The sequence below is a fragment of the Acidipropionibacterium jensenii DSM 20535 genome (assembly GCF_000425285.1).
Lineage (GTDB): Bacteria > Actinomycetota > Actinomycetes > Propionibacteriales > Propionibacteriaceae > Acidipropionibacterium > Acidipropionibacterium jensenii.
Genome location: NZ_AUDD01000005.1, coordinates 129,392 through 154,260, shown reverse-complemented (window position 1 = coordinate 154,260; position 24,869 = coordinate 129,392). Strand labels below are relative to the sequence as shown.

General features: G+C 69.1%; 21 protein-coding genes. 19 read left to right on the top strand and 2 right to left on the bottom strand.

All coding sequences use genetic code 11. The features are described from left to right. Positions 1–159: 159 nt before the first annotated feature. The 19 genes from H590_RS0104730 to H590_RS0104640 all read left to right on the top strand — a co-directional run bounded on the left by H590_RS0104730 (position 160) and on the right by H590_RS0104640 (position 21,915). A complete protein-coding gene (locus tag H590_RS0104730; RefSeq protein ID WP_028702660.1) occupies positions 160–1,413 on the top strand; it encodes a geranylgeranyl reductase family protein in 1,254 nt (417 codons plus the stop codon). A 159-nt stretch (positions 1,414–1,572) separates the two neighbouring features. Further along, positions 1,573–1,941, top strand: coding sequence for an NADH-quinone oxidoreductase subunit A (locus tag H590_RS0104725; protein ID WP_028702659.1), 369 nt, complete (start codon positions 1,573–1,575; stop codon positions 1,939–1,941). A gap of 41 nt (positions 1,942–1,982) precedes the next feature. Then, on the top strand, positions 1,983–2,558 hold the full coding sequence (locus H590_RS0104720) for a NuoB/complex I 20 kDa subunit family protein (protein WP_028702658.1): 576 nt from the start codon (positions 1,983–1,985) through the stop codon (positions 2,556–2,558). Next, positions 2,555–3,283 carry an NADH-quinone oxidoreductase subunit C gene (locus H590_RS0104715; protein WP_028702657.1) on the top strand — a complete coding sequence of 243 codons (729 nt, stop codon included), beginning with the start codon at positions 2,555–2,557 and terminating at the stop codon, positions 3,281–3,283. The genes H590_RS0104720 and H590_RS0104715 overlap by 4 nt, the downstream gene beginning before the upstream one ends. After that, complete coding sequence (locus H590_RS0104710) at positions 3,283–4,599, top strand: NADH-quinone oxidoreductase subunit D (RefSeq protein WP_028702656.1); 1,317 nt, start codon at positions 3,283–3,285, stop codon at positions 4,597–4,599. The genes H590_RS0104715 and H590_RS0104710 overlap by 1 nt, the downstream gene beginning before the upstream one ends. After that, positions 4,596–5,363 (top strand): NADH-quinone oxidoreductase subunit NuoE, encoded by a 768-nt coding sequence (nuoE, locus tag H590_RS0104705; RefSeq protein WP_028702655.1) that lies wholly within the window; start codon positions 4,596–4,598, stop codon positions 5,361–5,363. The genes H590_RS0104710 and nuoE overlap by 4 nt, the downstream gene beginning before the upstream one ends. Positions 5,364–5,386: 23 nt before the next feature. Next, complete coding sequence (gene nuoF / locus H590_RS14925) at positions 5,387–6,745, top strand: NADH-quinone oxidoreductase subunit NuoF (protein ID WP_051238189.1); 1,359 nt, start codon at positions 5,387–5,389, stop codon at positions 6,743–6,745. Beyond that, positions 6,742–9,267: an NADH-quinone oxidoreductase subunit G gene (locus tag H590_RS14920; protein ID WP_051238179.1), complete on the top strand. Its 2,526-nt coding sequence runs from the start codon at positions 6,742–6,744 to the stop codon at positions 9,265–9,267. The genes nuoF and H590_RS14920 overlap by 4 nt, the downstream gene beginning before the upstream one ends. Next, a complete protein-coding gene (gene nuoH / locus H590_RS0104690; RefSeq protein WP_028702654.1) occupies positions 9,264–10,646 on the top strand; it encodes an NADH-quinone oxidoreductase subunit NuoH in 1,383 nt (460 codons plus the stop codon). Before H590_RS14920 ends, nuoH begins: the two co-directional genes overlap by 4 nt. Beyond that, on the top strand, positions 10,646–11,188 hold the full coding sequence (nuoI, locus tag H590_RS0104685) for an NADH-quinone oxidoreductase subunit NuoI (RefSeq protein WP_028702653.1): 543 nt from the start codon (positions 10,646–10,648) through the stop codon (positions 11,186–11,188). The genes nuoH and nuoI overlap by 1 nt, the downstream gene beginning before the upstream one ends. Further along, on the top strand, positions 11,188–12,030 hold the full coding sequence (locus tag H590_RS0104680; RefSeq protein WP_028702652.1) for an NADH-quinone oxidoreductase subunit J: 843 nt from the start codon (positions 11,188–11,190) through the stop codon (positions 12,028–12,030). The genes nuoI and H590_RS0104680 overlap by 1 nt, the downstream gene beginning before the upstream one ends. Beyond that, entirely contained in the window at positions 12,027–12,326 is a 300-nt protein-coding gene (gene nuoK, locus H590_RS0104675; protein ID WP_028702651.1) for an NADH-quinone oxidoreductase subunit NuoK, read from the top strand. The genes H590_RS0104680 and nuoK overlap by 4 nt, the downstream gene beginning before the upstream one ends. Positions 12,327–12,337: 11 nt before the next feature. After that, complete coding sequence (gene nuoL, locus H590_RS0104670) at positions 12,338–14,245, top strand: NADH-quinone oxidoreductase subunit L (RefSeq protein ID WP_268919839.1); 1,908 nt, start codon at positions 12,338–12,340, stop codon at positions 14,243–14,245. 13 nt (positions 14,246–14,258) lie between these two features. After that, the gene (locus H590_RS0104665) at positions 14,259–15,809 is read left to right on the top strand and encodes an NADH-quinone oxidoreductase subunit M (RefSeq protein WP_028702649.1); all 1,551 of its coding nucleotides are present in this window, start codon (positions 14,259–14,261) and stop codon (positions 15,807–15,809) included. Next, complete coding sequence (nuoN, locus tag H590_RS0104660) at positions 15,806–17,392, top strand: NADH-quinone oxidoreductase subunit NuoN (RefSeq protein WP_028702648.1); 1,587 nt, start codon at positions 15,806–15,808, stop codon at positions 17,390–17,392. Before H590_RS0104665 ends, nuoN begins: the two co-directional genes overlap by 4 nt. A gap of 164 nt (positions 17,393–17,556) precedes the next feature. Next, the gene (locus tag H590_RS0104655) at positions 17,557–18,531 is read left to right on the top strand and encodes a polyprenyl synthetase family protein (RefSeq protein WP_028702647.1); all 975 of its coding nucleotides are present in this window, start codon (positions 17,557–17,559) and stop codon (positions 18,529–18,531) included. Positions 18,532–18,701: 170 nt separating this feature from the next. Beyond that, entirely contained in the window at positions 18,702–20,117 is a 1,416-nt protein-coding gene (gene eutB, locus H590_RS0104650; protein WP_028702646.1) for an ethanolamine ammonia-lyase subunit EutB, read from the top strand. Next, entirely contained in the window at positions 20,114–20,977 is an 864-nt protein-coding gene (gene eutC, locus H590_RS0104645) for an ethanolamine ammonia-lyase subunit EutC (RefSeq protein ID WP_051238178.1), read from the top strand. The genes eutB and eutC overlap by 4 nt, the downstream gene beginning before the upstream one ends. A gap of 74 nt (positions 20,978–21,051) precedes the next feature. After that, positions 21,052–21,915, top strand: a complete 864-nt coding sequence (locus tag H590_RS0104640) for an HpcH/HpaI aldolase/citrate lyase family protein (RefSeq protein WP_269471498.1) — start codon at positions 21,052–21,054, stop codon at positions 21,913–21,915. Positions 21,916–22,005: 90 nt separating this feature from the next. Here the strand turns inward: H590_RS0104640 and H590_RS0104635 are convergent, their stop codons facing one another. Both H590_RS0104635 and H590_RS14915 read right to left on the bottom strand, forming a co-directional pair. Continuing rightward, positions 22,006–24,000 carry a M13 family metallopeptidase gene (locus H590_RS0104635; protein WP_028702643.1) on the bottom strand — a complete coding sequence of 665 codons (1,995 nt, stop codon included), beginning with the start codon at positions 23,998–24,000 and terminating at the stop codon, positions 22,006–22,008. A gap of 13 nt (positions 24,001–24,013) precedes the next feature. Beyond that, complete coding sequence (locus H590_RS14915) at positions 24,014–24,820, bottom strand: PrsW family intramembrane metalloprotease (RefSeq protein ID WP_051238177.1); 807 nt, start codon at positions 24,818–24,820, stop codon at positions 24,014–24,016. Positions 24,821–24,869: the final 49 nt, after the last annotated feature.

Below are 24,869 nucleotides of genomic sequence, written 5' to 3'. Positions count from 1 at the left end.
CTTGTCGGAAATGGTAGGGCCGGATGTGACGGGACGCCTCGAGGGTCTTAGACTCTGTACCGCGGTTCAATGAGGAGGCGACAGGTGACATTCCAGGGGAGTGACGAGTCCACGACGTGGACCGATTCCGCACGCCCCGAGGATCCCGACGCCACCTCACTGGAGTCCGATGCCATCGTCGTCGGGGCCGGCCCGGGCGGATCGGCAACCGCCGCCCACCTCGCCCGCCGCGGCCTCCACGTCACCCTCCTGGAGAAGGCCACCTTCCCCCGCGACAAGATCTGCGGGGACGGACTGACCCCCCGCGCGGTCAAGCAGCTCATCCGTCTCGGCGTCGATGTCTCCGAGGGGGCTGGGTGGAAGCACACCCGGGCGCTGCGCATCCACGGCGGCCGGATCGCCCCCTTCGAGATGCCCTGGCCGCAACTGGCCGACTTCCCCGACTTCGGGATGGTCTGCCGTCGGTCCGTGCTGGACCAGCGGCTGGCCGAGCACGCCGCCGCCCAAGGGGTCCGACTGGTCACCGGGGCCAATGTCAGCGCACCGGTCATCGACGAGCGCACCGACCGGATCATCGGGGTGCGCACCGGCGACGGCCGCGTCTTCAGCGCCCCGGTCGTCGTCGCCTGCGACGGCGTCTCCTCGCGGCTGGCCACCCGGATGGGCATTCACCGCCGGGAGGACCGCCCGATGGGGGTGGCGGTGCGCGCCTACTTCCGCTCCCCGCTGTCCGACGACGACTGTCTGAGCTCCTGGCTGGAGCTGTGGGACGGCCGTCCCCACGAGTCGGCGCTGCTGCCCGGATACGGCTGGGCCTTCCCCGAGGGGGACGGAACCGTCAACGTCGGCCTGGGCATGCTCGACTCCTCGGAGGCCTTCCACAACACCGACTACCGGCAGCTGATGAAGCGCTGGCTGAGCCACACCCCGCCGGAGTGGGGATTCACCGACGAGAACCAGGAGGGACCGATCCGCGGCGCCGCCCTCCCGATGGCCTTCAACCGCCAACCCGCCTACCATCGCGGTCTGCTCCTGGTGGGAGACGCCGCCGGAATGGTCAATCCCTTCAACGGCGAGGGCATCGACTACGCTATGGAGGCCGGCGAGATGGCCGCCGACTCGATCGCCGAGGCGCACTACCGCGGGGTCGGGACTCGTTCGGCCGAGAAGGCCCTGGAGGGCTACCAGACTCAGCTCAAGGCCCGGCTCGGCGGCTACTACCGACTCGGCACCGTCTTCGTGAAGCTCATCGGCGACCCCCGGGTGATGAAGCTGTGCACCACCTACGGGCTGCCGCGCAAGTCCCTGATGAGGATGGTCAACAAGCTGCTGGCCAACCTCACCGACTCCCGCGACGGAGATCTCTCCGACCGGGTGATCAACACACTCACCAGAATCGTGCCACCCGCATGAGTGGCGCGGCACCATGAGAACAAGAGCACCAGAGAAGCGGCACTGAGAAGTACCACACAACCGCAGATGGGTACCGCACCGGATGAGGTGCCCGAGCAGAACAGGAAGGCCCGGCGATCAGCCGGGCACCACGGACAACGACGTCGAAGGTGGTAGGCGATGAACCCTTACATCCCGCTGGTCAGCATGATGATGCTGGCGGCGCTGTTCGTCTGCGTGATGATCGGCCTGAACAAGGTGTTCAGCCCGACCCGTCACAACGCGTCCAAGCACGTCACCTACGAGTGCGGCATCGAGCCCACCCCGCAGCCGGTCGGCGGCGGCCGGTTCCCCGTGAAGTACTACGTCGTCGCGATGCTGTTCATCGTCTTCGACATCGAGATCGTCTTCCTCTACCCGTGGGCGGTCTCCTTCAACCGGTTCCTGAGCCTGGGAGCCTTCGCCGTGGTGGAGATGGTGCTGTTCATCGTCACCGTGTTCGTGTCCTACATCTACGTCTACCGCCGACGCGGTCTGGACTGGGACTGAACCGGACCGGGTCCGAGAAGCTGAAGGACTGAGAGGAAGATATGGCCGATTTCGACGCTGATGTCCCTGCCGGCATCGTGATGACCTCCATGGAGGCGGTCGTCGGGTGGTTGCGCAAGACCTCCTTCTGGCCGCTGACGATGGGTCTGGCCTGCTGCGCCATCGAGATGATCTCCTACGGCGGCCCGCGCGCCGACGCCGCCCGCTGGGGCCACGAGGTGTTCCGGTCCTCCCCCCGCCAGGCGGACCTGATGATCGTCTCGGGCCGGGTGAGTCAGAAGATGGCCCCGGTGGTCCGCCAGCTCTACGACCAGATGCCCAACCCCAAGTGGGTCATCTCGATGGGGGCGTGCGCCTCCTCGGGAGGGATCTTCAACAACTACGCGATCATCCAGGGCTGCGACCACATCATCCCGGTCGACATCTACCTGCCCGGCTGTCCGCCCAGCCCCGACATGCTCATCGACGCCGTCTTCAAGCTGCGCGAGCAGATCCAGCACTGGCCGCTGCTGGGCCACATGGCCGAGGTCGAGAGAGTCAAGGAGCAGCGGGCGCTGGCCGCCCCCAGCACCCTCGAGATGCCGACCACCACCCCGGCGAAGGAGATCGAGAGATGAGCGGGGAGCAGACGCCGGCCACCGGCAACGAGCCGACCGACCGGACCGGGATCGAGCAGGTCCCGGCGGCCAACCCGGTGATGGAGGTGAGGACCGGGATGTGGGGAGGCGCCTCGGGCACCTCCGACACCTCCGGCTACAACGGGCTGGCCCGGGTGGTGGAGTTCCCCGGGGACTCCTCGCGCCCCTACGGCGGCTGGTTCGACGCGGTGGCCGACCGGATGGCCGAGCTGGTGCCCGGGTTCTCCGCCGGACTGACCCTGGTCTACCGGGGCGAGATCACCTTCTTCGTGCGCCCCGAGAAGCTGGTGGAGCTGGTCCAGGCGCTGCGCGACGACGCCCAGCTGAGGTTCGAGTCCTGCGCCTCGCTGACCTGCGTGCACTACCCCCAGATGAGCGGGCAGGAGATGCACGTCGTCTACAACCTGCTCTCCTACACCCACAACCGCAGGATCCGGCTCGAGGTGGCGCTGGCCGACCCGGCCGACCACCACCCGCACCTTCCCTCGGTGGTGCGGTTCTACCCGCACGCCGACTACCAGGAGAGGGAGGCCTGGGACATGTTCGGAGTGATCTTCGACGGTCACCCGGCACTCACCCGGATCCTGATGCCCGACGACTGGGTGGGCCACCCGCAGCGCAAGGACTACCCGCTGGGCGGCATCCCGGTCGAGTACAAGGGCCATGTCACACCGCCGCCGGACGAGCGCAGGAGCTACAACTGATGAGCGAGAACAGCACCCCCAGGCGCGACGAGTTCCTGGCCCAGGGCGGGGACTGGTCCGACATCGTCGCCGAGTCGGCCGAGCGCGGCGACGAGACGGTGGTCGTCAACTTCGGTCCCTCCCACCCCTCCACCCACGGCGTGATGCGCCTCATCATGGAGCTCGACGGCGAGACCATCACCAGCGTGCGCCCCGGTATCGGATTCCTGCACACCGGCATCGAGAAGAACATGGAGTACCGCACCTGGACCCAGGGGGTCACCTTCATGACCCGCTGCAACTACGTGTCGAACTTCTTCAACGAGGCGGTCTACTGCCTGGCCGTGGAGAAGCTCCTCGGGATCACCGACGACGTCCCCGAGCGGGCCCAGATCCTGCGAGTGATGATCATGGAGATCAACCGGATCTCCAACCACTTCACCGGGGTCGGCGCCGGCGCCCTGGAGCTCAACGCCACCTCCGTCCAGGAGGTCTGCCTGAGAGAGCGCGAGATCTGCCTCGAGTTCAACCAGGCCGTCACCGGGCTGAGGATGAACAACGCCTGGATTCGCCCCGGCGGAACCGCCACCGACCTTCCCGAGGACGGCCTGGACAGGCTGCGCGATCTCATCAAGAGGATGGAGGACAACATCCCCGAGATCGACCAGTTCTTCACCGCCAACCCGATCTTCAGGTCGCGGACCAGGGGAGTCGGATATCTGGACCTGACCGGCTGCATGGCGATGGGGGCCACCGGTCCGGTGCTGCGCTCCACCGGTCTCGACTGGGATCTGCGCAAGAAGCAGCCCTACTCGGGCTACCAGGACTACGACTTCGAGGTGTGCACCGCCGACTCCTGCGACGCCTACGGGCGCTATCTGGTGCGGCTGCACGAGATGTTCGAGTCGATCAAGATCCTCAAGCAGTGCCTCACCAGGCTGATCGACACCCAGGGGGCCCCGCACATGGTGGCCGACAAGAGGATCGCCTGGCCCGCGGAGCTGTCGATCGGCCCCGACGGCCAGGGCAACTCCAACGAGCACATCAAACACATCATGGGGGAGTCGATGGAGGCTCTCATCCATCACTTCAAGATCGTCACCGAGGGATTCAAGGTGCCGGCCGGGCAGGTCTACCAGACCGTCGAGGCGCCCGCCGGGGAGCTCGGCTGCCACCTCGTCTCCGACGGCGGGACCCGGCCCTACCGCTCCCATCTGCGCGATCCCGGATTCATTCACGTGCAGTCCATCCCGGCCATCTGCGAGGGCTCGCTGCTGCCCGACGTGGTGGCATCCCTGGCTTCTCTCGACCCTGTCATGGGAGGTGTTGACCGATGAGCGAGTCAACCCAGTCGTCCTACCCCTTCGAGGAGGAGTTCCACTCGCACTTCTCCGATACCGGCGGCGTCGACCAGTCCGACCAGTCGACCGCCATCACCGAGGAGACCATCGAGGAGCTGCGCTCGCTGGCCGCCCGCTACCCCGAGCCGCGATCGGCCCTGCTGCCGATGCTGCACCTGGTGCAGTCGGTGGACGGACGGGTCTCCCCGGCCGGCATCGAGGCCTGCGCCACGGTGCTCGACATCACCGCCGCCCAGGTGTCGGGGGTGGCGACCTTCTACACGATGTACAAGCGGCGCCCGGCCGGCGAGCACCACATCGGCATCTGCACCACCTCGGTGTGCGCGATCCTCGGCGGCGACCTGCTGCTCGACCGGGTCGAGCGCAAGCTCGGCATCAAGGAGGGCCAGACCACCCCCGACGGGAAGTTCTCGCTGGAGCGCATCGAGTGCAACGCGGCCTGCGACTTCGCGCCGATCATGATGGTCAACTGGGAGTTCATGGACAACATGACCCCGCGCAAGGCCGACGAGATCCTGGATGCGCTGGCGGCCGATGAGCCGGTCCGGTCCACCCGTGGAGCCACCATCACCAGCTGGAAGCAGTCCGAGCGGGTGCTCGCCGGCTTCCCCGACGACCGGGCCGACGAGGGTCCGACCGCCGGCGAGGCCTCCCTGCGCGGCCTGAAGATCGCCCGCCAGCACGGCTGGAGCGCTCCGGGCACCGATGAGAAGCTCGAGCCGAAGGAGGAGTCGAAGTGACCGAGACCCGCGTCAGCCTCGAGATGTCCAAGGGCAGCGCACCACTGACCCCGGTCCTATCGGCGAACTGGGACGACCCGCGCGCCTGGAAGATCCTCAACTACGAGCGCCGCGGCGGCTACGGGGCGCTGCGCACCGCCCTGTCGATGGCCCCCGACGAGGTCATCTCCCTGGTGAAGGACGCCGGCCTGAGGGGACGCGGCGGAGCCGGCTTCCCGGCCGGCCTCAAGTGGTCCTTCATCCCCAAGGACAACCCCAACCCGACCTACCTGGTGGTCAACTGCGACGAGTCGGAGCCGGGCACCTGCAAGGACATGCCGCTGCTGATGGCCTCCCCCCACACCCTGGTGGAGGGGGCGATCATCGCCTCCTACGCGGTGCACGCCAAGATGGCCTTCCTCTACGTGCGCGGCGAGGTGCTGCACATCATCCGACGCCTCCAGCAGGCGGTCCGCGAGGCCTACTCCGCCGGATACCTGGGGGCCAACATCCTCGGCTCCGGCTACGACCTGGACATCATCGTGCACGCCGGTGCCGGCGCCTACATCTGCGGCGAGGAGACGGCCCTGCTCGACTCCCTGGAGGGACGCCGGGGCCAACCCCGACTGCGCCCGCCGTTCCCCGCGGTGGCCGGTCTGTACGCCAGCCCGACGGTGGTCAACAACGCCGAGACGATCTCCTCGGTGCCGGCCATCGTGGCCCACGGCAAGGACTGGTTCCAGTCGATGGGCACCGAGAAGTCGGCCGGGTTCACCCTCTACTCGCTGTCGGGACATGTCGCCAACCCGGGGCAGTACGAGGCCCCGCTGGGCATCACCCTGCACCAGCTGCTCGACATCAGCGGCGGGATGCGCGCCGGTCACCAGCTGAAGTTCTTCACCCCGGGAGGATCCTCGACGCCGATGTTCAGCGCCGCCGAGATCGACGTCCCGCTGGACTACGAGTCGGTGGCCGGGGCGGGATCGATCCTGGGCACCAAGGCCCTGCAGTGCTTCGACGAGACCACCTCGGTGGTGCGCACCGTGCTGCGCTGGATGGAGTTCTACAAGCACGAGTCCTGCGGCAAGTGCACCCCCTGCCGGGAGGGCACCTGGTGGATGGTGCAGATGCTGCGCAAGATCGAGCAGGGCGAGGGGGAGCCCGGTGACGTCGACAAGCTGCTCGACATCAACCACCGGATCGGCGGGCGATCCTTCTGCACCCTGGCGGACGGCGCCGTCGGCTGCGTCAACGGTGCGGTGAAGAACTTCCGCGATGAGTTCGAGGCCGGCTGCCGGGGGATCCCCGCATGGCAGCTGCTGCCCTACGAGCGCAGCACGGTGTTCAACGATGAGGACCTCGCGGACAGCGGACTCGACTCCAGGGTGGGAGTGAAGGCATGAGCGTCGACACCAAGAGCGACTCGGCAGAGGTGGCCCGGCCCGACCTGGTCACCCTCACCATCGACGGGCGGACGGTGAGCGTGCCCAAGGGCACCCTCATCATCCGGGCCGCCGAGCAGATCGGCACCGCCATCCCGCGGTTCTGCGACCACCCCCTGCTCGACCCCGCCGGGGCCTGTCGGCAGTGCCTGGTCGAGATCCCCGACGCCGGCAACGGACGCGGCTTCCCCAAGCCCCAGCCCTCCTGCACGATGCCGGTGGCCGAGGGCATGGTGGTGCGCACCCAGGTCTCCTCCGAGCTGGCCCGCAACGCCCAGGAGGGGATGCTGGAACTCCTGCTCATCAACCATCCGCTGGACTGCCCGATCTGCGACAAGGGCGGCGAGTGCCCGCTGCAGAACCAGGCGATCGCCGATGGTCGCGGAGAGTCCCGCTACAAGGGCGTCAAGCGGACCTACCCCAAGCCGATCAGCATCTCGGCGCAGATCCTGCTGGACCGCGAGCGCTGCGTGCTGTGCCAGCGGTGCACCCGGTTCTCCGACCAGATCTCCGGGGACCCCTTCATCAACCTCCAGGAGCGTGGCGCCGCCTCCCAGATCGGCGACTACGTCAAGGACGGCTACGACTCCTACTTCTCGGGCAATGTCATCCAGATCTGCCCGGTCGGAGCCCTGACCAGCAAGGACTACCGGTTCCACTCGCGGCCCTTCGACCTGGTCTCCACCCGCACCACCTGCGAGCACTGCGCCGCCGGGTGTGAGCTGCGCACCGACCACCGCCAGTACCGGGTCAAGCGCCGGCTGGCCGGCGACCTGCCCGAGGTCAACGAGGAGTGGAACTGCGACAAGGGCCGGTTCGGCTTCCGCTACGGCCATCAGGACGACCGGATCACCCGGCCGCTGGTGCGCCGCGACGGCGTCCTGCAGCCGGCCTCCTGGGCCGAGGCCCTGGATGCGGCGGTCGCCGGGCTGCGGGCCGCCGGCCACCGGGTCGGCGTGCTCACCGGCGGACGGCTCACCGTGGAGGCCAACCTGGCCTGGTCGAAGTTCGCCCGACTGGTGCTGGGCACCAACAACATCGACTTCCGCTCCCGGGTCTCCTCGGCCGAGGAGGCGGACTTCCTGGCCTCCCAGGTGGCCGGTCGGGATCTCGCCGAGTCGGTGAGCTACCGGGATCTGGAGCGGGCCGGCCGCGTCGTGCTGGTCGATCTGGAGCCCGAGGACGAGGCGCCGATCATCTTCCTGCGGCTGCGCAAGGCGTGGCGCGCCAGGAAACTCCCGGTCACCGTGATCGGCAGTCATCTCACCCGCGGCTCACTCAAGATGGGCGCCACCCTGGAGCCCTGCCTGCCCGGCGACGAGGACGCCGCCCTGGTGCGGCTGGTCGAGGGCGGTGCGGTCGACGAGCACACCATCGTGCTGGTCGGCGAGCGCGCTGCGGCCAGCCCCGGGGCTCTCACCGCGGTGGTCGACGCGGTGCGGGTCAGCGGCGCCCGGCTCGCCTGGGTGCCTCGCCGCGCCGGTGAGGTCGGGGCCGTGGAGGCCGGTTGTCTGCCGGGCCTGCTGCCCGGTGGCCGGCCGGTCACCGATCCGGTGGCCAGGGTCGAGATGGGGGCCATCTGGTCCGCCCGGACACTGCCCGCCACCATCGGCCTGGATGCCCAGCAGATGCTCGCCGCAGTGCTGCAGCCCCAGGGCGAGGAGCTCGAGGCGGAGCCGGCGATCGGGGCCCTGATGGTCTCCGGCGTCCAGCCCCGCGACTTCGCCGACCCGTCGGAGGTCCGGGAGGCCCTCGAGAAGGTCGGCTTCCTGGTGAGCCTGGAGCAGCGCGCCTCCGAGGTCACCGAGCGGGCCGACGTGGTCCTGCCGGTGTGCCTGCTCGAGGAGACCTCCGGGACCTTCCTGGACTGGGAGCACCGGCCGGGCCGGGTCCGGGTGGTCAACACCCAGGCCGCCACCCCGATGAACGAGATCCGGGTGCTGGCCGCACTGGCCGACGCGATGGGATCGGACCTGGGGATGCGCACGGTCGTCGAGGCCCACCAGTCCTGGGCCGAGACCGGCGCCTGGACCGGACGGCGTCCGGCCCTGGGCGAGACCGCCGACGGTCCCGAGGCGACCGCCGCCCCGGCCCGCCGCCCGCACTCCCCGGGGAGCTCCCCGGCCGCGGTGCTGGATAGCTGGCAGCAGCTGCTCGACCGGTCCGCCGGACTGGACGGCGCCACGGACCTGCAGGCCAGCGCCCGCCCCGCGGTCGTCCGGGTCTGCCCGGCGGCGGCCGACCGGCTCGGTGCCAGCGAGGGGACGCCGGTGACGGTCAGTGCAGCGTCCGGATCGGTGACCCTGCCGCTGGCGGTCGACACGACCATGATCGACGGCGCCGTCTGGGTGCCCTGGAGCGGGCCCGTCGGGCCGCGGTCCGGTGAACCGCCGATCCACGAGGCACTCGGAGTGTTGCCCGGCAGCCCGGTTGAGCTGTCGGTGGCGAGCTCATCGATCACGACACAGGGAGGTGCGGAATGATCCCGTTGGAGAGCGCCCTGTTCGGCGCCGACGTCTGGTGGATCACCATCATCAAGGTGGTCGGCGTCTTCATGCTGCTGCTGATGTGGACTCTGTTCAATGTCTGGTTCGAGCGCCGGGTGCTCGGCCGGATGCAGAACCGCCTCGGCCCGATCATGAATGCCGCCTTCATCCGCGGTCTCGGCCAGGCCGTCGGCGACGGCATCAAGCTGGTCTTCAAGGAGATGGTCACCCCCAAGGGGGCCGACCGGATCGTCTTCTACCTGGCACCGGTGATCGCCGGGATCTGCTGCTTCACCTCCTGGGCAGTGATCCCGCTGGGCGGGGAGGTCTCGATCTTCGGGCAGCGCACCATGCTCCAGATCACCGACGTCCCGGTGGCGGTGCTGTTCATCATCGCGGTCGCCGGCATCGGGATCTACGGCATCGTGCTCGCCGGCTGGTCCTCCTCCGGCCCCTACTCGGTGCTCGGCTCGCTGCGCGCCAGCGCCCAGATGATCTCCTACGAGGTGGCGATGGGACTGTCCCTGGCCGCGGTCTTCATGATCTCGGGGTCGATGGCGACCTCCGACATCGTCAACGCCCAGGCCCGCACGATGGTCTGGTTCGGCCACAACACCCACATCCCCGGACACTTCTGGCTGCTCCTGCTGCCGAGCTTCGTGATCTACGTGATGACGATGTTCGGCGAGTCCAACCGGCTGCCCTTCGACGAGTCGGAGGCCGAGCAAGAGCTCGTCTCGGGCTACAGCACCGAGTACTCCGGATTCCCCTACGCGATGTACTACCTGGCCGAGTACATCAACATGGCCACCCTCTCGGCGGTCTGCACCACCCTCTTCCTGGGAGGCTACCGAGCCCCCTGGCCGTTCAACCTCATCGGGGTGCTGGACAGCGGGTGGTTCGGACTGTTCTGGTTCATGCTCAAGACCCAGCTGGTGATCTTCTTCTTCGTGTGGGTGCGGGCCTCCCTGCCCCGGATCCGCTGGGACCACTTCATGAACATCGGCTGGAAGTTCCTCATCCCGATCTCGCTGGTCTGGGTGATGCTCGTCGCGGTGATGCGTGCGGCCGGAGCCCAGGGCTGGATGAGCAACCCGGTCTTCCTCGGCGGACTGCTCGTCGTGGTGGTCGGGCTCATCATCTACATCCTGTTCGGCGGTTCGGCCGAGAAGCCGGAGCCCGAACCCCAGAAGTTCGACGCCTTCGCCGGCGGATACCCGGTGCCTCCGCTTCCCGGTCAGCAGGCCGACACCCTGGTGGCCGCTGCGGACGGCGTCCCCTCGGGGTCGATGGGAACTGGGCCGACGGGTACTGCGTCGACGGGTACCGGGCCGACCGGTACCGAGAAGGCCACCACTCAGAAGGGAGCCCACTGATGGGAGCCTGGTCCGGGTTCGGAATCACATTCCGGACGATGTTCCGCAAGACCTTCACCCAGGGATACCCGGAGAAGGGCAAGGAGAAGGTGATGGCGCCGCGCTTCCACGGGCGTCACCAGCTCAACCGCTGGCCCGACGGTCTGGAGAAGTGCGTCGGCTGCGAGCTGTGCGCCTGGGCCTGCCCGGCCGACGCGATCTACGTCGAGGGCGGTGCCAACACCGAGGATGAGCGCTACTCGCCGGGGGAGCGGTACGGCCGCGTCTACCAGATCAACTACCTGCGCTGCATCCTGTGCGGGATGTGCATCGAGGCCTGCCCGACCCGCGCCCTCACCATGACCAATGACTTCAAGATGGCCGACACCAGCCGGGAGAAGCTCATCTGGACCAAGGCGGAGCTGCTCGCCCCGCTGGTGGCCGGGATGGAGCAGCCGCCCCATCCGCGGCGTCTCGGAGACTCCGAGAAGGACTACTTCCTCGGGCTGCCGGCGACCGGAAAGCCGGACACCCGGACCGCCGGCACCAAGGAGGGTCACTGATGATCGCAATGGTGACAGCCGCCCAGTGGGCCTTCTGGCTGCTGGCCCCGATCATGGTGATCGCGGCCCTGACCATGGTGCTCACCCGTAAGGCGGTGCACTCGGCCCTGTGCCTGGCAGTCGTGATGATCTGCCTGGCCGTCCAGTACGCCAGCCTCCAGGCGCCCTTCCTCTTCGTGGTGCAGATCATCGTCTACACCGGCGCCATCCTGATGCTCTTCGTCTTCGTGGTGATGATGATCGGGCGCGACTCCCGCGACGTCGTCTCGGACACTCTGCGCAGCCACCGGGTCGCCTCGGTGATCACCGCGGTGATCCTGGCCGCGATGCTCGTGGTGGCGGTCGGCAGCGCGGTGACCCGCGGCCAGCTCGGGATCACCGGGGCCGCCGGGCTGACCAGCGCCAATGCCGAGCACGGCACGAACGTCATCTCCCTGGCAGCCCTGCTGTTCAGCCGCTACGTGATCCCCTTCGAGGCCACCGCGGCCCTGCTCATCACCGGCGTGGTCGGCACCATGGTGCTGGCCCACGGCGAACTGCTGCACCGCAAGAAGCACCAGCGGGAACGGTTCGAGGATCGGATGAAGGCCTATGCCACCGACGGCGTCCACCCCGGCGCCCAGCCGAACTCCGGGGTCTACGCCCGCAACAACCAGATTGGAGCGCCGGCCCTGCTGCCCGACGGCTCGGTCGCCCCGGAGTCGGTCTCCCAGGCGCTGCGCAGCCGCGGCGGCATCGTCGACGCCGGCCAGCTGCGGGCCCCGACCGAGAGGGCCTTCGCGACGATCACCGCTGCCCGGGCCCAGGCCGACGGGACGCTGCCCGAAGGAGAACTGAAATGAACCCGAACGACTACCTGGTGCTGTCCGCCATCCTGTTCTCGATTGGCGTCCTGGGGTTCCTCTACAGGCGTAGCGCGCTGGTGATCTTCATGTCGGTGGAGCTGATGCTCAACGCCGTCAACCTCACGATGGTCACCTTCTCCCACGTGCACGGCACCCTCGACGGGCAGATCGGCGCGTTCTTCGTGATGGTGGTGGCCGCCGCCGAGGTGGTCGTCGGACTGGCGATCATCGTCACGATCTTCCGATCCCGCCGTTCGACCTCGGTCGACGACATCAACCTGTTGAAGCACTGAGGAGCACTGGCGTGAATCTTCTCGAAACCGTGAATCCGGTCGCAGCCACCGGGCTGTTCAGCCTGTCCTGGCTGATGATCGCCGTCCCGCTGCTCAGCGCCGCACTGCTGCTCGTGCTGGGCCGTGCCGCCGACGCCTGGGGCCACCTGCTCGGGGTTCTGGCCCCCGTGGTGTCCTTCGTCATCGGACTGGTCCTGTTCATCGACCTGCTCGGCAGGGACGCCGCCCAGCGCACCGTCTCCGTGCCGGTCTACGACTTCATCGACCTGGGCTCCTGGAAGCTCACCCTGAACCTGCAGATCGACCAGCTGTCGATCCTGTTCGTGCTGCTGGTGACCTTCGTCGGATCCCTCATCCACATCTACTCGGTGGGCTACATGGCCCACGACCCGAACCGGCGCAGGTTCTTCGGCTACCTCAACCTGTTCATCGCCTCGATGCTCACCCTGGTGCTCGCCGACAACTACCTCATGCTGTTCATCGGCTGGGAGGGAGTGGGGCTGTGCTCCTACCTGCTGATCGGCTTCTGGTACCAGCGACCGGCCGCCGCAGCAGCCGGAAACAAGGCCTTCATCATGAACCGGATCGGCGATCTGGGACTGACGATGGCGATCTTCACGATGCTCGCCCAGTTCGGCACCGTGAACTTCGTCCAGGTCTCCGAGCGGGCCTCGGGCCTGTCGGGCGGCTGGGCCACCCTGCTGGGCCTGATGCTGCTGCTGGCCGCCTGCGGGAAGTCCGCCCAGTTCCCCCTGCAGGACTGGCTGATGGATGCCATGGAGGGTCCCACCCCGGTCTCGGCGCTGATCCACGCGGCCACCATGGTGACCGCCGGCGTCTACCTGGTGGTGCGCTCCCACGCCATCTACGCCCAGAGCTACACCGCCTCCCTGGCGGTGGCCGTGATCGGCACCATCACCCTGCTGATGGGAGCCTGGATCGGCTCGGCGAAGAAGGACATCAAGCGGGTGCTGGCCGGCTCCACGATGAGCCAGATCGGCTACATGATGCTGGCCGCCGGGCTCGGCCCGATCGGCGCGGCCTTCGCGATCTTCCACCTCATCACCCACGGCGCCTTCAAGGCCAACATGTTCCTGGGAGCCGGATCGGTGATGCACGGTACCGATGACGACACCGACATGTACCACTTCGGCGCCCTGGCGAAGGTCATGCCGATCACCTTCTGGACCTTCGCCTGCGGCTACCTGGCGATCATCGGGTTCCCGGGCACCTCGGGCTACTTCTCGAAGGACCACATCATCGAGGCCGCCTTCGAGCGCGGCCCGGTGTTCGGGGTGCTGGCCCTGATCGGAGCCGGCATCACCGCCTACTACATGACCCGCCTGATGGTCCTCACCTTCGGGGGCCGACGTCGTTGGCGCCAGGGGGTGCACCCGCACGAGTCGCCGGCCACCATGACGGTGCCGCTGGTGATCCTGGCGATCCTGTCGATCGGGGCCGGTGCGGTGATGAACAACTGGATCGGGGACTGGCTGGCTCCGGCCACCGGCTCCCACGTCGAGCACACCGGTCTGTTCCACCTCTCGGCGATCGGCGTCATCACCCTGGTGGTGGTGGCCGCCGGCATCGTGGTCGGCTGGCTGCTCAACCGTCGCGACGTCCCGGACGAACAGCCCTGGACCCGCAACCCGATCGCCCTGATGGGGCGCAACGACCTCTACGGACGGGCCGTCAACGACTCTGTTGTCGTCGCGCCCGGCACCGCCCTGGCCCATGGTGTGGCCGCCGTCGACCGGCACGTGGTCGATGGCGCGGCGATGGGCAGCGCCGGCCTGATGGCCGGCCTCGGCACCGGACTGCGCAAGCTGCAGACCGGGTATGTGCGCAGTTACGGCCTCACCACGGCGATCGGCGTGGTCGTCATCGGTGTGGTCGTCATCCTCGGCCGGATGGCCTGAGGGAGGAGATGAGATGAGTTTCCCTGTCCTCACTGTCCTGGCCCTGCTGCCCATCGTGGCGGGCGTGCTGGTGATGTTCCTGCGAGGCGGCCTGGCCAAGGCGGTCGGTCTGCTGGCCTCCCTGCTGGTCCTGGTGCTGGGCGTGGTGGCCTTCGTGGCCTCCGTCAACGGCACCGACATGTCCGAGAAGCACCAGTGGATCTCCTCGATCGGCGCCTGGTACGCGTTGAGCTCCGATCCGCTGTCGATGACGATGGTGCTGCTCACCGTCGCCCTGGTGCCGGTGGTGCTGGGCGCCGAGTGGCACATCGGAGAGCGGGCCGTGCAGGCCGGAGCCGAGTCCACCGCGCCGCTGCCCACCTCGATGTTCTTCGGGCTGGCACTGGTCCTGGAGGGGCTGGCCGTCTACTGCTTCGTCAGCGTCGACGTCCTGCTCTTCTACCTCTTCTTCGAGGCCACCCTGATCCCGATGTACTTCCTGATCAGCGGCTGGGGGGGTCCCCGGCGTCGCGCCGCGGCGATCAAGTTCCTGATCTACTCGCTGGCCGGCGGACTGGTGATGCTGGCCGCCGTGATCGGACTGGGCGTCCACTCCGGTGGTTCCGGTCAGCCCAGCTTCCTGCTGGCCGATCTGGCGCGCACCAGCTTCGACGGGTCCATCGGCCGGTACCTGTTCGTCGGGTTCTTCATCGCCTTCGCGGTGAAGGCGCCGATGGTCCCGGTGCACACCTGGCTGCCGGACGCCGCCGAGCAGGCCAGTCCCGGGGCCTCGACCCTGCTGGTCGGCATCCTCGACAAGATCGGCACCTTCGGGATGCTGAGGCTGTGCCTGGGGCTGTTCCCCCAGGCCGCCGCCTGGGCCACCCCGGTGGTGCTGGTTCTGGCCGTCATCTCGATCCTGTGGGGGGCCATGATGGCCGCCACCTCGAAGGACCTCATGAGGCTGGTGTCCTACACCTCGGTGAGCCACTTCGGCTTCATGGTGCTGGGCATCTTCGCGGTGACCACCCCGTCGATCACCGGATCGATCTTCTACATGTTCAACCACGGCTTCTCCACCGCGGCGCTCTTCCTGGTCCTCGGATTCCTGGTGCACCGGCGCGGCAGCGCCCAGATCAAGGACTTCGGCGGCATCCAGCACAGCGCGCCGGTGCTCGCCGGACTGTTCCTGGTCTCCGGCCTGGCCACCCTCGGCCTGCCGGGCACCGCGAGCTTCGCCAGCGAGTTCCTGGTGATGGCCGGCGCCTGGGCCCGCCACCCGGTCTACGTGGCGATCGCCACCATCGGCATGGTGCTGGCCGCGGTCTACGTGCTGCGCGCCTACAAGCGCACCATGACCGGACCGGAGGCGCAGCCGGCGACCGAGATGGTGCCCGAGGCGCCACCGATCACCGATCTGGTGGGCCGCGAGAAGCTCGTCCTGGCCCCGCTCATCATCGTGCTGCTGGTCTTCGGGTTCTTCCCCCGACCGATGCTGCACGCCATCGAACCGGCGGCCAGAGCCACCATGTCCCAGGTGGGCATGAGTGATCCGCAGCCCGTCGTCAAGGAGGGCCTCAAGTGATCTCCACCCCGCTCGACATCACCGCACCCACCCTCGAGTACGGCATCCTGCTCCCGCTGTTCATCATGATGGCGGCGGCCTGCGTCTCGGTGCTGCTGGAGGCCTTCGTACCCCGCGGTTCCCGGCGTCCCCTCCAGATCGCGCTGACCCTGGTCGCGATGGTTGCGGCGCTGGCCGGAACCCTCGGGAACTGGACGGCGGCCAGCTACCAGTTGGCGGCTGGCCAGACCCTGGCCCTGGACGCCCCGAGCTATGCCACCTGGACCCTGCTGCTGATCTGCTCGATCGGCGTGGTGGCGCTGTTCGCCGAACGCACCGGCGGAACCGAGACGGCATTCGTGGCCAGTGCGGCCACGGTTCCCGGGTCGGCCGCCGAGAGGGAGGCCGCGGCAGCCCACCAGGAGCAGACCGAGGTCTACCCGCTGATGCTCTTCGCGGTGCTCGGCATGATGCTCTTCGCCTCGTCGAATGAACTCATCGTGATGTTCATCGCCCTGGAGATCTTCTCCCTGCCGCTGTACCTGCTGTGCGCCCTGGCGCGCCGGCGCCGGCTCATCTCCCAGGAGGCCGCGCTCAAGTACTTCCTGCTCGGTGCGCTGTCCTCGGCGGTCTTCCTCTACGGCACGGCCCTGCTCTACGGCGCCTCCGGCTCCTTCGAGCTGGCCAACATCGACGCCGCCATGGTCGCCCAGCCGGGATCCTCGAAGGTAGCCCTGGCCGGGATGGTGCTGGTCAGCGTCGGGCTGCTGTTCAAGATCGGCGCGGTGCCCTTCCACAACTGGGTGCCCGACGTCTACACCGGTGCTCCCTCCCCGGTCACCGCCTTCATGTCGGTGGCCACCAAGATCGTCGGCGTGATCGGCATGATGCGGGTCCTCTACGTGGGCCTGGGTGCGATGCGCTGGGACTGGCAGCCGCTGATCGCGCTGCTGGCGGTGGCCACGATCCTGCTCGGCAGCGTCATCGGCCTGGTGCAGACCGACATCAAGCGGCTGCTGGCCTACTCCTCGATCGCCCACGCCGGGTTCATCATGGTGGCCATCGCCGGTGCCTACACGGTCCAGACCGGGATGGCGCAGAACAGTTCGGGGTCGGTCGCCTCGGTGATGGTCTACCTCACCGGCTACGGCCTGGCGACGATCGGCATGTTCGTCATCATCATGATGGTGCGCAGGTCGGGCGGCGAGTCCAACGACCTGGCCTCCTGGGCCGGCCTGGGACGCCGGTACCCCTGGCTCGGGGTGGCGGTGACGGTGTTCATGCTGAGCTTCGCCGGCATCCCGCTGACCGCCGGCTTCGTCGGCAAGCTGCTCGTGCTGAGCGCCGGCTGGCGAGGCGGATTCGCCTGGCTGGCCCTGGTCGGCGTGCTGTTCAGCGTGGTGGCGGCCTTCTTCTACCTGCGGGTGATCGCCGTGGTGTTCTTCCGGGCACCCGGGGAGGCCGCCAGGTCGGTGGAGGTGTCGGCCATCAGCGCCGGGTCCTGGATCGTCCTGGTGGTGTGCGCCCTGGCCACCGTGTTCTTCGGCGTCTACCCGCAGCCGCTCATCGAGGTCTTCGAACAGGCCGGTACATTTCTCCGGTAGTGGAGAGCCGACCCCCCGCGCGGGCGCACCGCCGGTGCGCCGCGGACGGGTGGGCGCCAGCGCCATCCAGCCGTTAGGCTGGATGGCGCAGTGTGCGGGTCGGCCCCACAGCCGAGCCACCGCAGGCAGGAACACCGGGATCGCCCGGTCGGAACAGGAGCACCGTGTCGCAACCCGTCAGCAACGAGTTCACCGATTTCGTCGCCGGAAAACTCGATCTCGTCGAGGAGGAGCTGGCCCGCCAGGCCGGTGCCGACACGCCCTTCGTCACCGAGGCCGCCAACCACATCATCTCCGCCGGCGGCAAGCGGTTCCGCCCGCTGCTGGTGGTGATCTGCTCCCAGCTCGGCGGCCGGGTGAGCGACGAGGACCTGGTGCGGGCCGCGGTCGTGATGGAACTCACCCACGTCGCCAGCCTCTACCACGACGATGTGATGGATGAGGCGACGCTGCGCCGTGGCGCGGAGTCGGCCAACCAGCGCTGGGGCAACTCGGTGGCCATCATGGTCGGCGACTTCCTGTTCGCCCGCGCCTCGGAGACGGTGTCGCGGCTGGGCACCGAGTACGTCCGCCTCCAGGCGCAGACCTTCGCGCGGCTCGTCCAGGGACAGATCGCCGAGACCCGAGGACCGCTGGCCGGTGAGGACCCCCTCCAGCACTATCTCGACGTGGTCGCGGACAAGACCGGCTCCCTCATCGCCGCCGCGGCGGTGTTCGGCGGGATGGTCTCCGGCCAGTCCCCCGAGACCCTCGCGGTGCTGCGGCGCTTCGGCGAGGAGATCGGGATCGTCTTCCAGCTGGCCGACGACCTGCTCGACATCACCTCCACACGCACCGGCAAGACCCCGGGAATCGACCTGAGGGAGGGCGTCGCGACGCTGCCCGTGCTGCTGCTGCGCGCCTCCACCGACCCCGCCGACCAGCCCGTCAAGGATCTGCTGGACGCCGACCTGTCCAGCGACGAGGTACTGGCACAGGCCCTGTCGGCGCTGCGCTCCAGCCATGTGATGGACGAGGCGAGGGCCGACATCCGGGCCCGCGCCGATCGCGCCCGCGCCGAGCTGGCGGCGCTGCCTGAGGGGCAGGCCCGGCTCGCCCTGGCCGAACTGTGCGACGAGGTCGTCGGCCGCTCCTCCTGAGCCCCGCGCGGTCCTCCCCGGTGACTCGGTCTCCGGGCCGCGCAACACACTGTTTACACGACCAGAACACCCGGTTGATCTTCGCGCGGACGATCGAAACACCATCGCTCTAGCCTCACCACCATGTCATGCACAGACCTGGTCGGTAGCGGTCCCAGCGGGCGACGCTCATGAGGTACAGCGCCCAGGCGGGCGGACACCGGTACTCCTTCGACAGCCTCGCCGTCCTGATGGGGGCGGCCACCCCGGCCCGGTCGGGTGACGAACTGGCCGGCTGTGCGGCCGGCAGCGCGGCCGAGCGCGCCGCCGCCCAACGTGCCCTGTCCGAGGTGCCGCTGACGCAGTTCCTCACCGAGGACGTCATCGACCGCGACACCGACGATGTCACCCGGCTCATCCTGGCCGGTCACGACCCGCAGGCCTTCGCCCCGGTCTCCTCGATGAGCGTGGGGCAGTTCCGTGACTGGCTGCTGGCGGTCTGTGCCCGCCCCGATGCGAGCCAGGTGCTGGCAGCCCTCAAGTGGGGACTCACCCCCGAGATGGTCGCGGCGGTGAGCAAGCTGATGACCGTGGGGGACATGATCGCGGTGAGCTCGGCGATCACCGTGGTCACCGGCTTCCGGTCGACGATCGGGAGGCCAGGAACCCTGGCCACCCGGCTCCAGCCCAACGACCCGACCGACGACCCGGCCGGGGTGGCCGCGGTGTGCATCGACGGACTCCTGATGGGATCGGGGGACGCCGTGGTCGGCGTCAACCCGGCCTCCGACAGCCCCCGCACCGTGCGGCGGCTCCTGGACCTGCTCGACGGGATCCGCTCCGGGGCCCAGATCCCCACCCAGACCTGCGTGCTCACCCACGTCACCACCACCATCGACCTCATCGAGGCTGGCGCCCCGGTCGACCTGGTCTTCCAGTCGATCGCCGGCACCCAGGCCGCCAACGAGGGATTCGGGGTGACCATCGAGATGCTGCGGGAGGCCGACGAGGCCGCCCACGAGCTGGCCCGCGGCACCGTCGGGGACAACGTGATGTACTTCGAGACCGGCCAGGGATCGGCGCTGTCGGCCGACGCCCACCACGGGGTCGGCGGGGTGCCGGTGGACCAGCAGACCCTGGAGGCCAGGGCCTACGGGCTGGCCCGGGAGTTCAACCCGCTGCTGCTCAACACGGTGGTCGGGTTCATCGGCCCGGAGTACCTCTACGACGGGCGCCAGATCATCCGCGCCGGCATCGAGGACAACTTCTGCGGCCGGCTGCTCGGCGTCCCGATGGGGGTCGACGTCTGCTACACCAATCACGTCGAGGCCGACGCCGACGACATGTCCACCCTGCTCACCCTGCTGGTCGCCGCCCGCACCGGATATGTGATCTGCGTGCCCGGCACCGACGACATCATGCTCGGCTACCAGTCCCTGAGCTTCCACGACGTGCTCACCGCGCGCCGGGTGGCGGGCCTGCGCCCGGCTCCCGAGTTCGACTCCTGGCTGGACCGGGTCGGACTCCTGGACGAGTCCGGGCGGGTCCGGGAGACCGCCCTGCCGGCGGCGATCACCGCCCTGGCGGACAGGAGCCTGGCGGCATGACGCGCACCTCGCAGATCACACCGGCATCCTTCTTCGAGGCCGTCCGGGCCGCCACTCCCTCGCGGGTCGGGTTGGGCCGCCGCGGCGACTCGCTGCCCACCTCGGCCCTGCTGGAGCTGCGGGAGGCGCACGCGGTGGCCCGCGACGCCATTCACCTGCCCCTCGACGTCGACCGGCTGTGCCGCCAGATCCGGGAGGTTCCCGAACTGGCCCGGCTGGGAGACCCCCTGGCGGTCCACTCGATGGCCGCCGACCGGTCCCAGTACCTGCGCCGGCCCGATCTGGGACGTCGTCTGGACCCCTCCTGCCGGACCGAGGTGCAGGCCCCCGGCCACACCGGCAGCGGGTCTGAGGGCAGCGGGTCCGACGGAAAGCCGAGCCTGGCGATCGTCATCGCCGACGGACTGTCGACGGCCGCCGTGGCGGCCCACGCGGTGCCGGTGGCCCGCGCCCTGGTCGGCGAGCTGGGGGAGCAGTTCCGGCTCGCCCCGCTGGTGGTGGCCAGTCAGGCGCGGGTGGCCATCGGGGACGAGATCGGCGTCGGGCTGGGTGTCGGCGAGGTCATCGTGCTGATCGGGGAACGCCCGGGACTGTCGGTCAGCGACTCCCTGGGCGGCTATCTCACCCATGGTCCCCGGCCGGGCCGACGCGACTCCGAACGCAACTGCGTCTCGAACATCCGTCCTGACGGGCTGAGTTACCGGCTGGCCGCCGCCACCCTGGCACGGCTGGCCCGCGGGGCGATGGAGCTGGGCTGTTCCGGGGTGAGTCTCAAGGACGACGGCGGACAGATCGACGCTCCCGACCGCGGCGAGATCGGCCCGGCAGGGGCCGATCGGCGGGGCCGGTCCGGGGACTGATCGGCAGGGCCGGTCCGAGGGCCGATCGGCAGGGGTCTGGCGCAGGTCTGGGGCCGGCGTGAAAAACTGGCGGCATGGATCCAGTGCTGCGCCCCCGCCGTTCACCCCTGTTCATGCCCGGAGCCAACGCCCGGGCCCTGGAGAAGGCCAAGACCCTTCCCTGCGACGCGATCATCATCGACCTGGAGGACGCGGTGGCCCCCGCGGCCAAGCCGGAGGCCCGCGACCGTGCGGCCCAGGTGGTGTCCTCGCGACCCTACGGGTCCCGCGAGGTGGTCATCCGGATCAATGGGATGGACACCCCCTGGTACCGGGAGGACCTCGTCGCGGCGGTCGCCGCCGGCCCCGACGCGATCGCGGTGCCCAAGGTCGGTTCGGCCGACCAGGTGCGCACCATCGCCGCCGAGATGTCGGCCGCCGGAGCCGGCCCCGAGATGTCGATCTGGGCGATGATCGAGACCCCCAGGGCGGTCCTGGACTGCCTGGCGATCGCCGAGGCCTCCGACCGTCTCGATGTGCTCGTGATGGGCACCAATGACCTCACCAAGGAGCTGCGGGCCAGCCACGTGCCCGGCCGGGGGCCGGTCACCGCCGCCCTGCAGATGTGCGTGCTGGCCGCCCGGGCGGCCGGTCGGGTGATCCTGGACGGCGTCTACAACGATGTGCGCGACGCCGCGGGATTCCGCTCCCAGGCCCACGAGGCGATGCTGATGGGATTCGACGGCAAGACCCTCATCCATCCCTCCCAGGTCGGCCCCGCCAACGAGGTCTTCGCCCCGGACGCCGACGAGATCGCCGAGGCGCACGGGATCATCGAGGCCTGGGAGGCCGGGGAGGGGTCCGGCGTGGTCACCTACAACGGCCGGATGATCGAGAACCTCCACGTCGAGACGGCACGCCGGGTGCTGGCGATGGCGCAGGCCATCTCGACCGACTGAGCGCAGGCCATCTCGGCCGGCTGAGCGTGTCGGCCAGCCGAGAGTCCCGGGGCGGCGCAGCGCACCGAGCCGCCCCGGGACTGCCGGGGGTCACCAGATGGTGACCCGCTGGTCGGGGTCGAGCCAGAGCCGGTTGGAGGGGGTGACGTCGAAGGCCCGGTAGAAGGCGTCGACGTTGCGCACGATCTGGTTGCACCTCAGCTCGTCGGGGGAGTGCGGATCGGTGGCGATCCGCGACCGAAGCGCCTCGTCGCGGTACTTGCCCTGCCAGATGGCGGCGTAGGACAGGAAGAACCGCTGCTGCCAGGTCAGCCCGTCGATCGGGGCGGGCTCCCCGCTGTCGGCGAAGGACAGGGTCAGTGCCAGGAAGGCGATCCCGACCCCGCCCAGGTCGCCGATGTTCTCGCCGATGGTGAGTGCTCCGTTGACGTGCGGGCCGTCGGGCTGCAGCTGGACCGGGACGAGAGCGTCGTACTGGTCGATGAGGGCCCTGGTCCTGGCCTTGAAGGCGGTCCGGTCGTCCTCGGTCCACCAGTCGCGCAGTCGTCCGTGGCCGTCGCAGGTCGATCCCTGGTCGTCGAAGCCGTGGCCGATCTCGTGCCCGATGACGGCCCCGATCGCCCCGTAGTTGACGGCGTCATCGGCGTTGACGTCGAAGAACGGCGGCTGCAGGATGGCGGCCGGGAAGACGATCTCGTTGCGCAGCGGGTGGTAGTAGGCGTTGACGGTCTGCGGGTACATCAGCCACTCGTCGGGGTCCATCGGCCCCGACAGCTTCTCGATCATCCGGTCCACCTCGAAGGAGGTGGCCGCCTGCGCCGCCTCGAACAGGCCTCCCTCGGGCAGCTGGAGGCCGCTGAAGTCGCGCCACTTGTCCGGGTAGCCGATCTTGGGGCGGAAGTTCGACAGTTTGGTGAGGGCCTCGGCCCGGGTCTGCTCGCCCATCCAGTCCAGCCGGGAGATCGAGACCCGGTAGGCCTCCAGGATCCTGGCGACCAACTGGTCCATCCGCTGCTTGGCGGCCGGCGGGAAGTGCCGGGCGACGTAGAACTTGCCCAGCGCCTCTCCCATCACCGACTCCACGAAGCCGACCGCGCGCTTCCAGCGGGTCCGCAGCTGCGGGGTGCCCGACAGCACGCGGCCGTAGAAGGCGAAGTTCTGCTCGACCAGGTCTGCCGACAGGAAGGGGGAGTAGGAGCGCACCACGTTCCAGGCCGCCCAGGCCCGCCAGTCCGCCAGGCGATCGTCCCTCAGCAGCGGCTCCACCTCGTCGAAGAAGCTCGGCTGGTTCACCACCACGGTGCTCAGGACGGTCTCGGGGATGTCGGCGGCCTGCCGCCAGGTGTCCAGCAGGAGTCCGGGGTGGGACGTCGACAGGTCGGCGAAGGAGGTCGGGTTGTAGGTGGCCTGCATGTCGCGGTTGCGCACCTGGTCCCAGTGGTGGGAGGCGATCTCGGTCTCCAGGTCCATCACCCGACGGGCCAGAGCGGCGGCGTCGCCGGGCACCGCGGCCAGCTCCAGGGAGCGCTGGACGTGGGCGAGGTAGGAGTCGCGGATCTCGGCCTTGTCGTCGTCGCGGTAGTAGGCCTCGTCGGGAAGCCCGATTCCGGCCTGACCGGTCCACGGCACGTACCGGTCCGGATCGCCGGGATCGGAGTCCTCCTCGAGGTAGAACAGTCCTGCCACTCCCCGGCGCACGCCGCGGCCGAGGAAGGCGATCAGCTCGGGGACCGAGGAGATCGACGCCACCTCCGCCAGGATCGGGGCCAGCGGTGAGACGCCGGCCGCCTCGACCGCCTCGGTGTCCATGAACCGGCGGTAGAGGCCGGCCAGCAGTCCGGCCTCGTGCTCGGTGGCCTCGGGAGCGGCGGCGACCAGATCGGCGCCATTGCCCGCCGACAGTTCCTCGAGGATCTGGTGGACGGCCTCCTCGGAGGCGTCGCGCAGCAGCCTGAAGGATCCGGTCGAGGCCTGGTCGTCGGGGATGACGGCGCGCTCCAGCCAGCGTCCGTTGACATGGCGGTACAGGTCGTCGGCGGGGCTCACCGAGGAGTCCAGGTCGGGGAAGAGTTCAGCAGTAGTCACGAACCCACCCTATTCACCTGCCGGCAGGCCGCCCGGGGGCTCGGGAGGCGACCAGCAGGACGACCAGCACTGCGACGCTGAGGACGGCCACCGCGATGTGGACCGGCAGGCTCGACCCGGCACCGTCCCAGGCCGCGTGCAGGGCGACCGCGAGCAGGTAGGCGCCGATGGCGGTCCGCACCCCGTGCCGGGGCCGGGGGACGTCGCGCAGCCGCCACAGCGCCCAGGCCGTCATGCCGGTCCAGGCGACGTGGCCGGCCGGTGACAGCAGGGCGCGCAGCAGCAGGGTGCTGTCGACCGCGGCGACGTCTCCCCTGGTGGTCACCAGGGCGGTGAACCCGTAGCCCATCGTCTCCAGCACCGCGAAGCCGGCTCCCGAAGCGATGCCGAGCACGACCCCGAGACCCCTCGGGTGCTTCCGGTAGAAGATCAGGATGAGCACCGGGAGGATGAGTTTGACGGCCTCCTCGATGAATCCCACGGCGACCATTCCCAGCCAGGGCATGGCGGTGAGGGCCCGGTACTCCAGGAGTCCCGCCGAGGTGGTGCCGACGACGCCGCCGGCCACCGCGGTGGCCGCGATGAGGGCGCCGTGTCCCCGGGCCGGCAGGTCGACGGCGAAGGCCAGCAGCAGCACCGCGGCGGGGACGGTGACCGCCCCGACCAGCAGCAGGGTCGGGAAGAGGTTGAGGTTCTGGGTCTCCATCATCACGTCGAGGATCAGCAGATAGGCGGCGACCCCGACCACCAGGGTGATCGGGGCGCCGAACCTGCCGTACCAGGGCAGACGTCGACCGTCGGGTCGCAGGGATGTGGTCACGGTGTTCCTCCTCTGACGGGCGGGCGGCACCGACCGGCCCCGGATCGCC

Excerpts from the sequence above, each read along its gene's own strand:
- nuoI (WP_028702653.1), top strand. The coding sequence starts at position 10,646 with ATGGGAGCCTGGTCCGGGTTCGGAATCACATTCCGGACGATGTTCCGC.
- nuoE (WP_028702655.1), top strand. The coding sequence starts at position 4,596 with ATGAGCGAGTCAACCCAGTCGTCCTACCCCTTCGAGGAGGAGTTCCAC.
- H590_RS0104710 (WP_028702656.1), top strand. The coding sequence starts at position 3,283 with ATGAGCGAGAACAGCACCCCCAGGCGCGACGAGTTCCTGGCCCAGGGC.
- nuoK (WP_028702651.1), top strand. The coding sequence starts at position 12,027 with ATGAACCCGAACGACTACCTGGTGCTGTCCGCCATCCTGTTCTCGATT.
- H590_RS14920 (WP_051238179.1), top strand. The coding sequence starts at position 6,742 with ATGAGCGTCGACACCAAGAGCGACTCGGCAGAGGTGGCCCGGCCCGAC.
- H590_RS0104715 (WP_028702657.1), top strand. The coding sequence starts at position 2,555 with ATGAGCGGGGAGCAGACGCCGGCCACCGGCAACGAGCCGACCGACCGG.
- eutB (WP_028702646.1), top strand. The coding sequence starts at position 18,702 with ATGAGGTACAGCGCCCAGGCGGGCGGACACCGGTACTCCTTCGACAGC.
- H590_RS0104665 (WP_028702649.1), top strand. The coding sequence starts at position 14,259 with ATGAGTTTCCCTGTCCTCACTGTCCTGGCCCTGCTGCCCATCGTGGCG.
- H590_RS0104725 (WP_028702659.1), top strand. The coding sequence starts at position 1,573 with ATGAACCCTTACATCCCGCTGGTCAGCATGATGATGCTGGCGGCGCTG.
- nuoH (WP_028702654.1), top strand. The coding sequence starts at position 9,264 with ATGATCCCGTTGGAGAGCGCCCTGTTCGGCGCCGACGTCTGGTGGATC.
- H590_RS0104680 (WP_028702652.1), top strand. The coding sequence starts at position 11,188 with ATGATCGCAATGGTGACAGCCGCCCAGTGGGCCTTCTGGCTGCTGGCC.
- nuoF (WP_051238189.1), top strand. The coding sequence starts at position 5,387 with ATGTCCAAGGGCAGCGCACCACTGACCCCGGTCCTATCGGCGAACTGG.
- eutC (WP_051238178.1), top strand. The coding sequence starts at position 20,114 with ATGACGCGCACCTCGCAGATCACACCGGCATCCTTCTTCGAGGCCGTC.
- H590_RS0104640 (WP_269471498.1), top strand. The coding sequence starts at position 21,052 with ATGGATCCAGTGCTGCGCCCCCGCCGTTCACCCCTGTTCATGCCCGGA.
- H590_RS0104720 (WP_028702658.1), top strand. The coding sequence starts at position 1,983 with ATGGCCGATTTCGACGCTGATGTCCCTGCCGGCATCGTGATGACCTCC.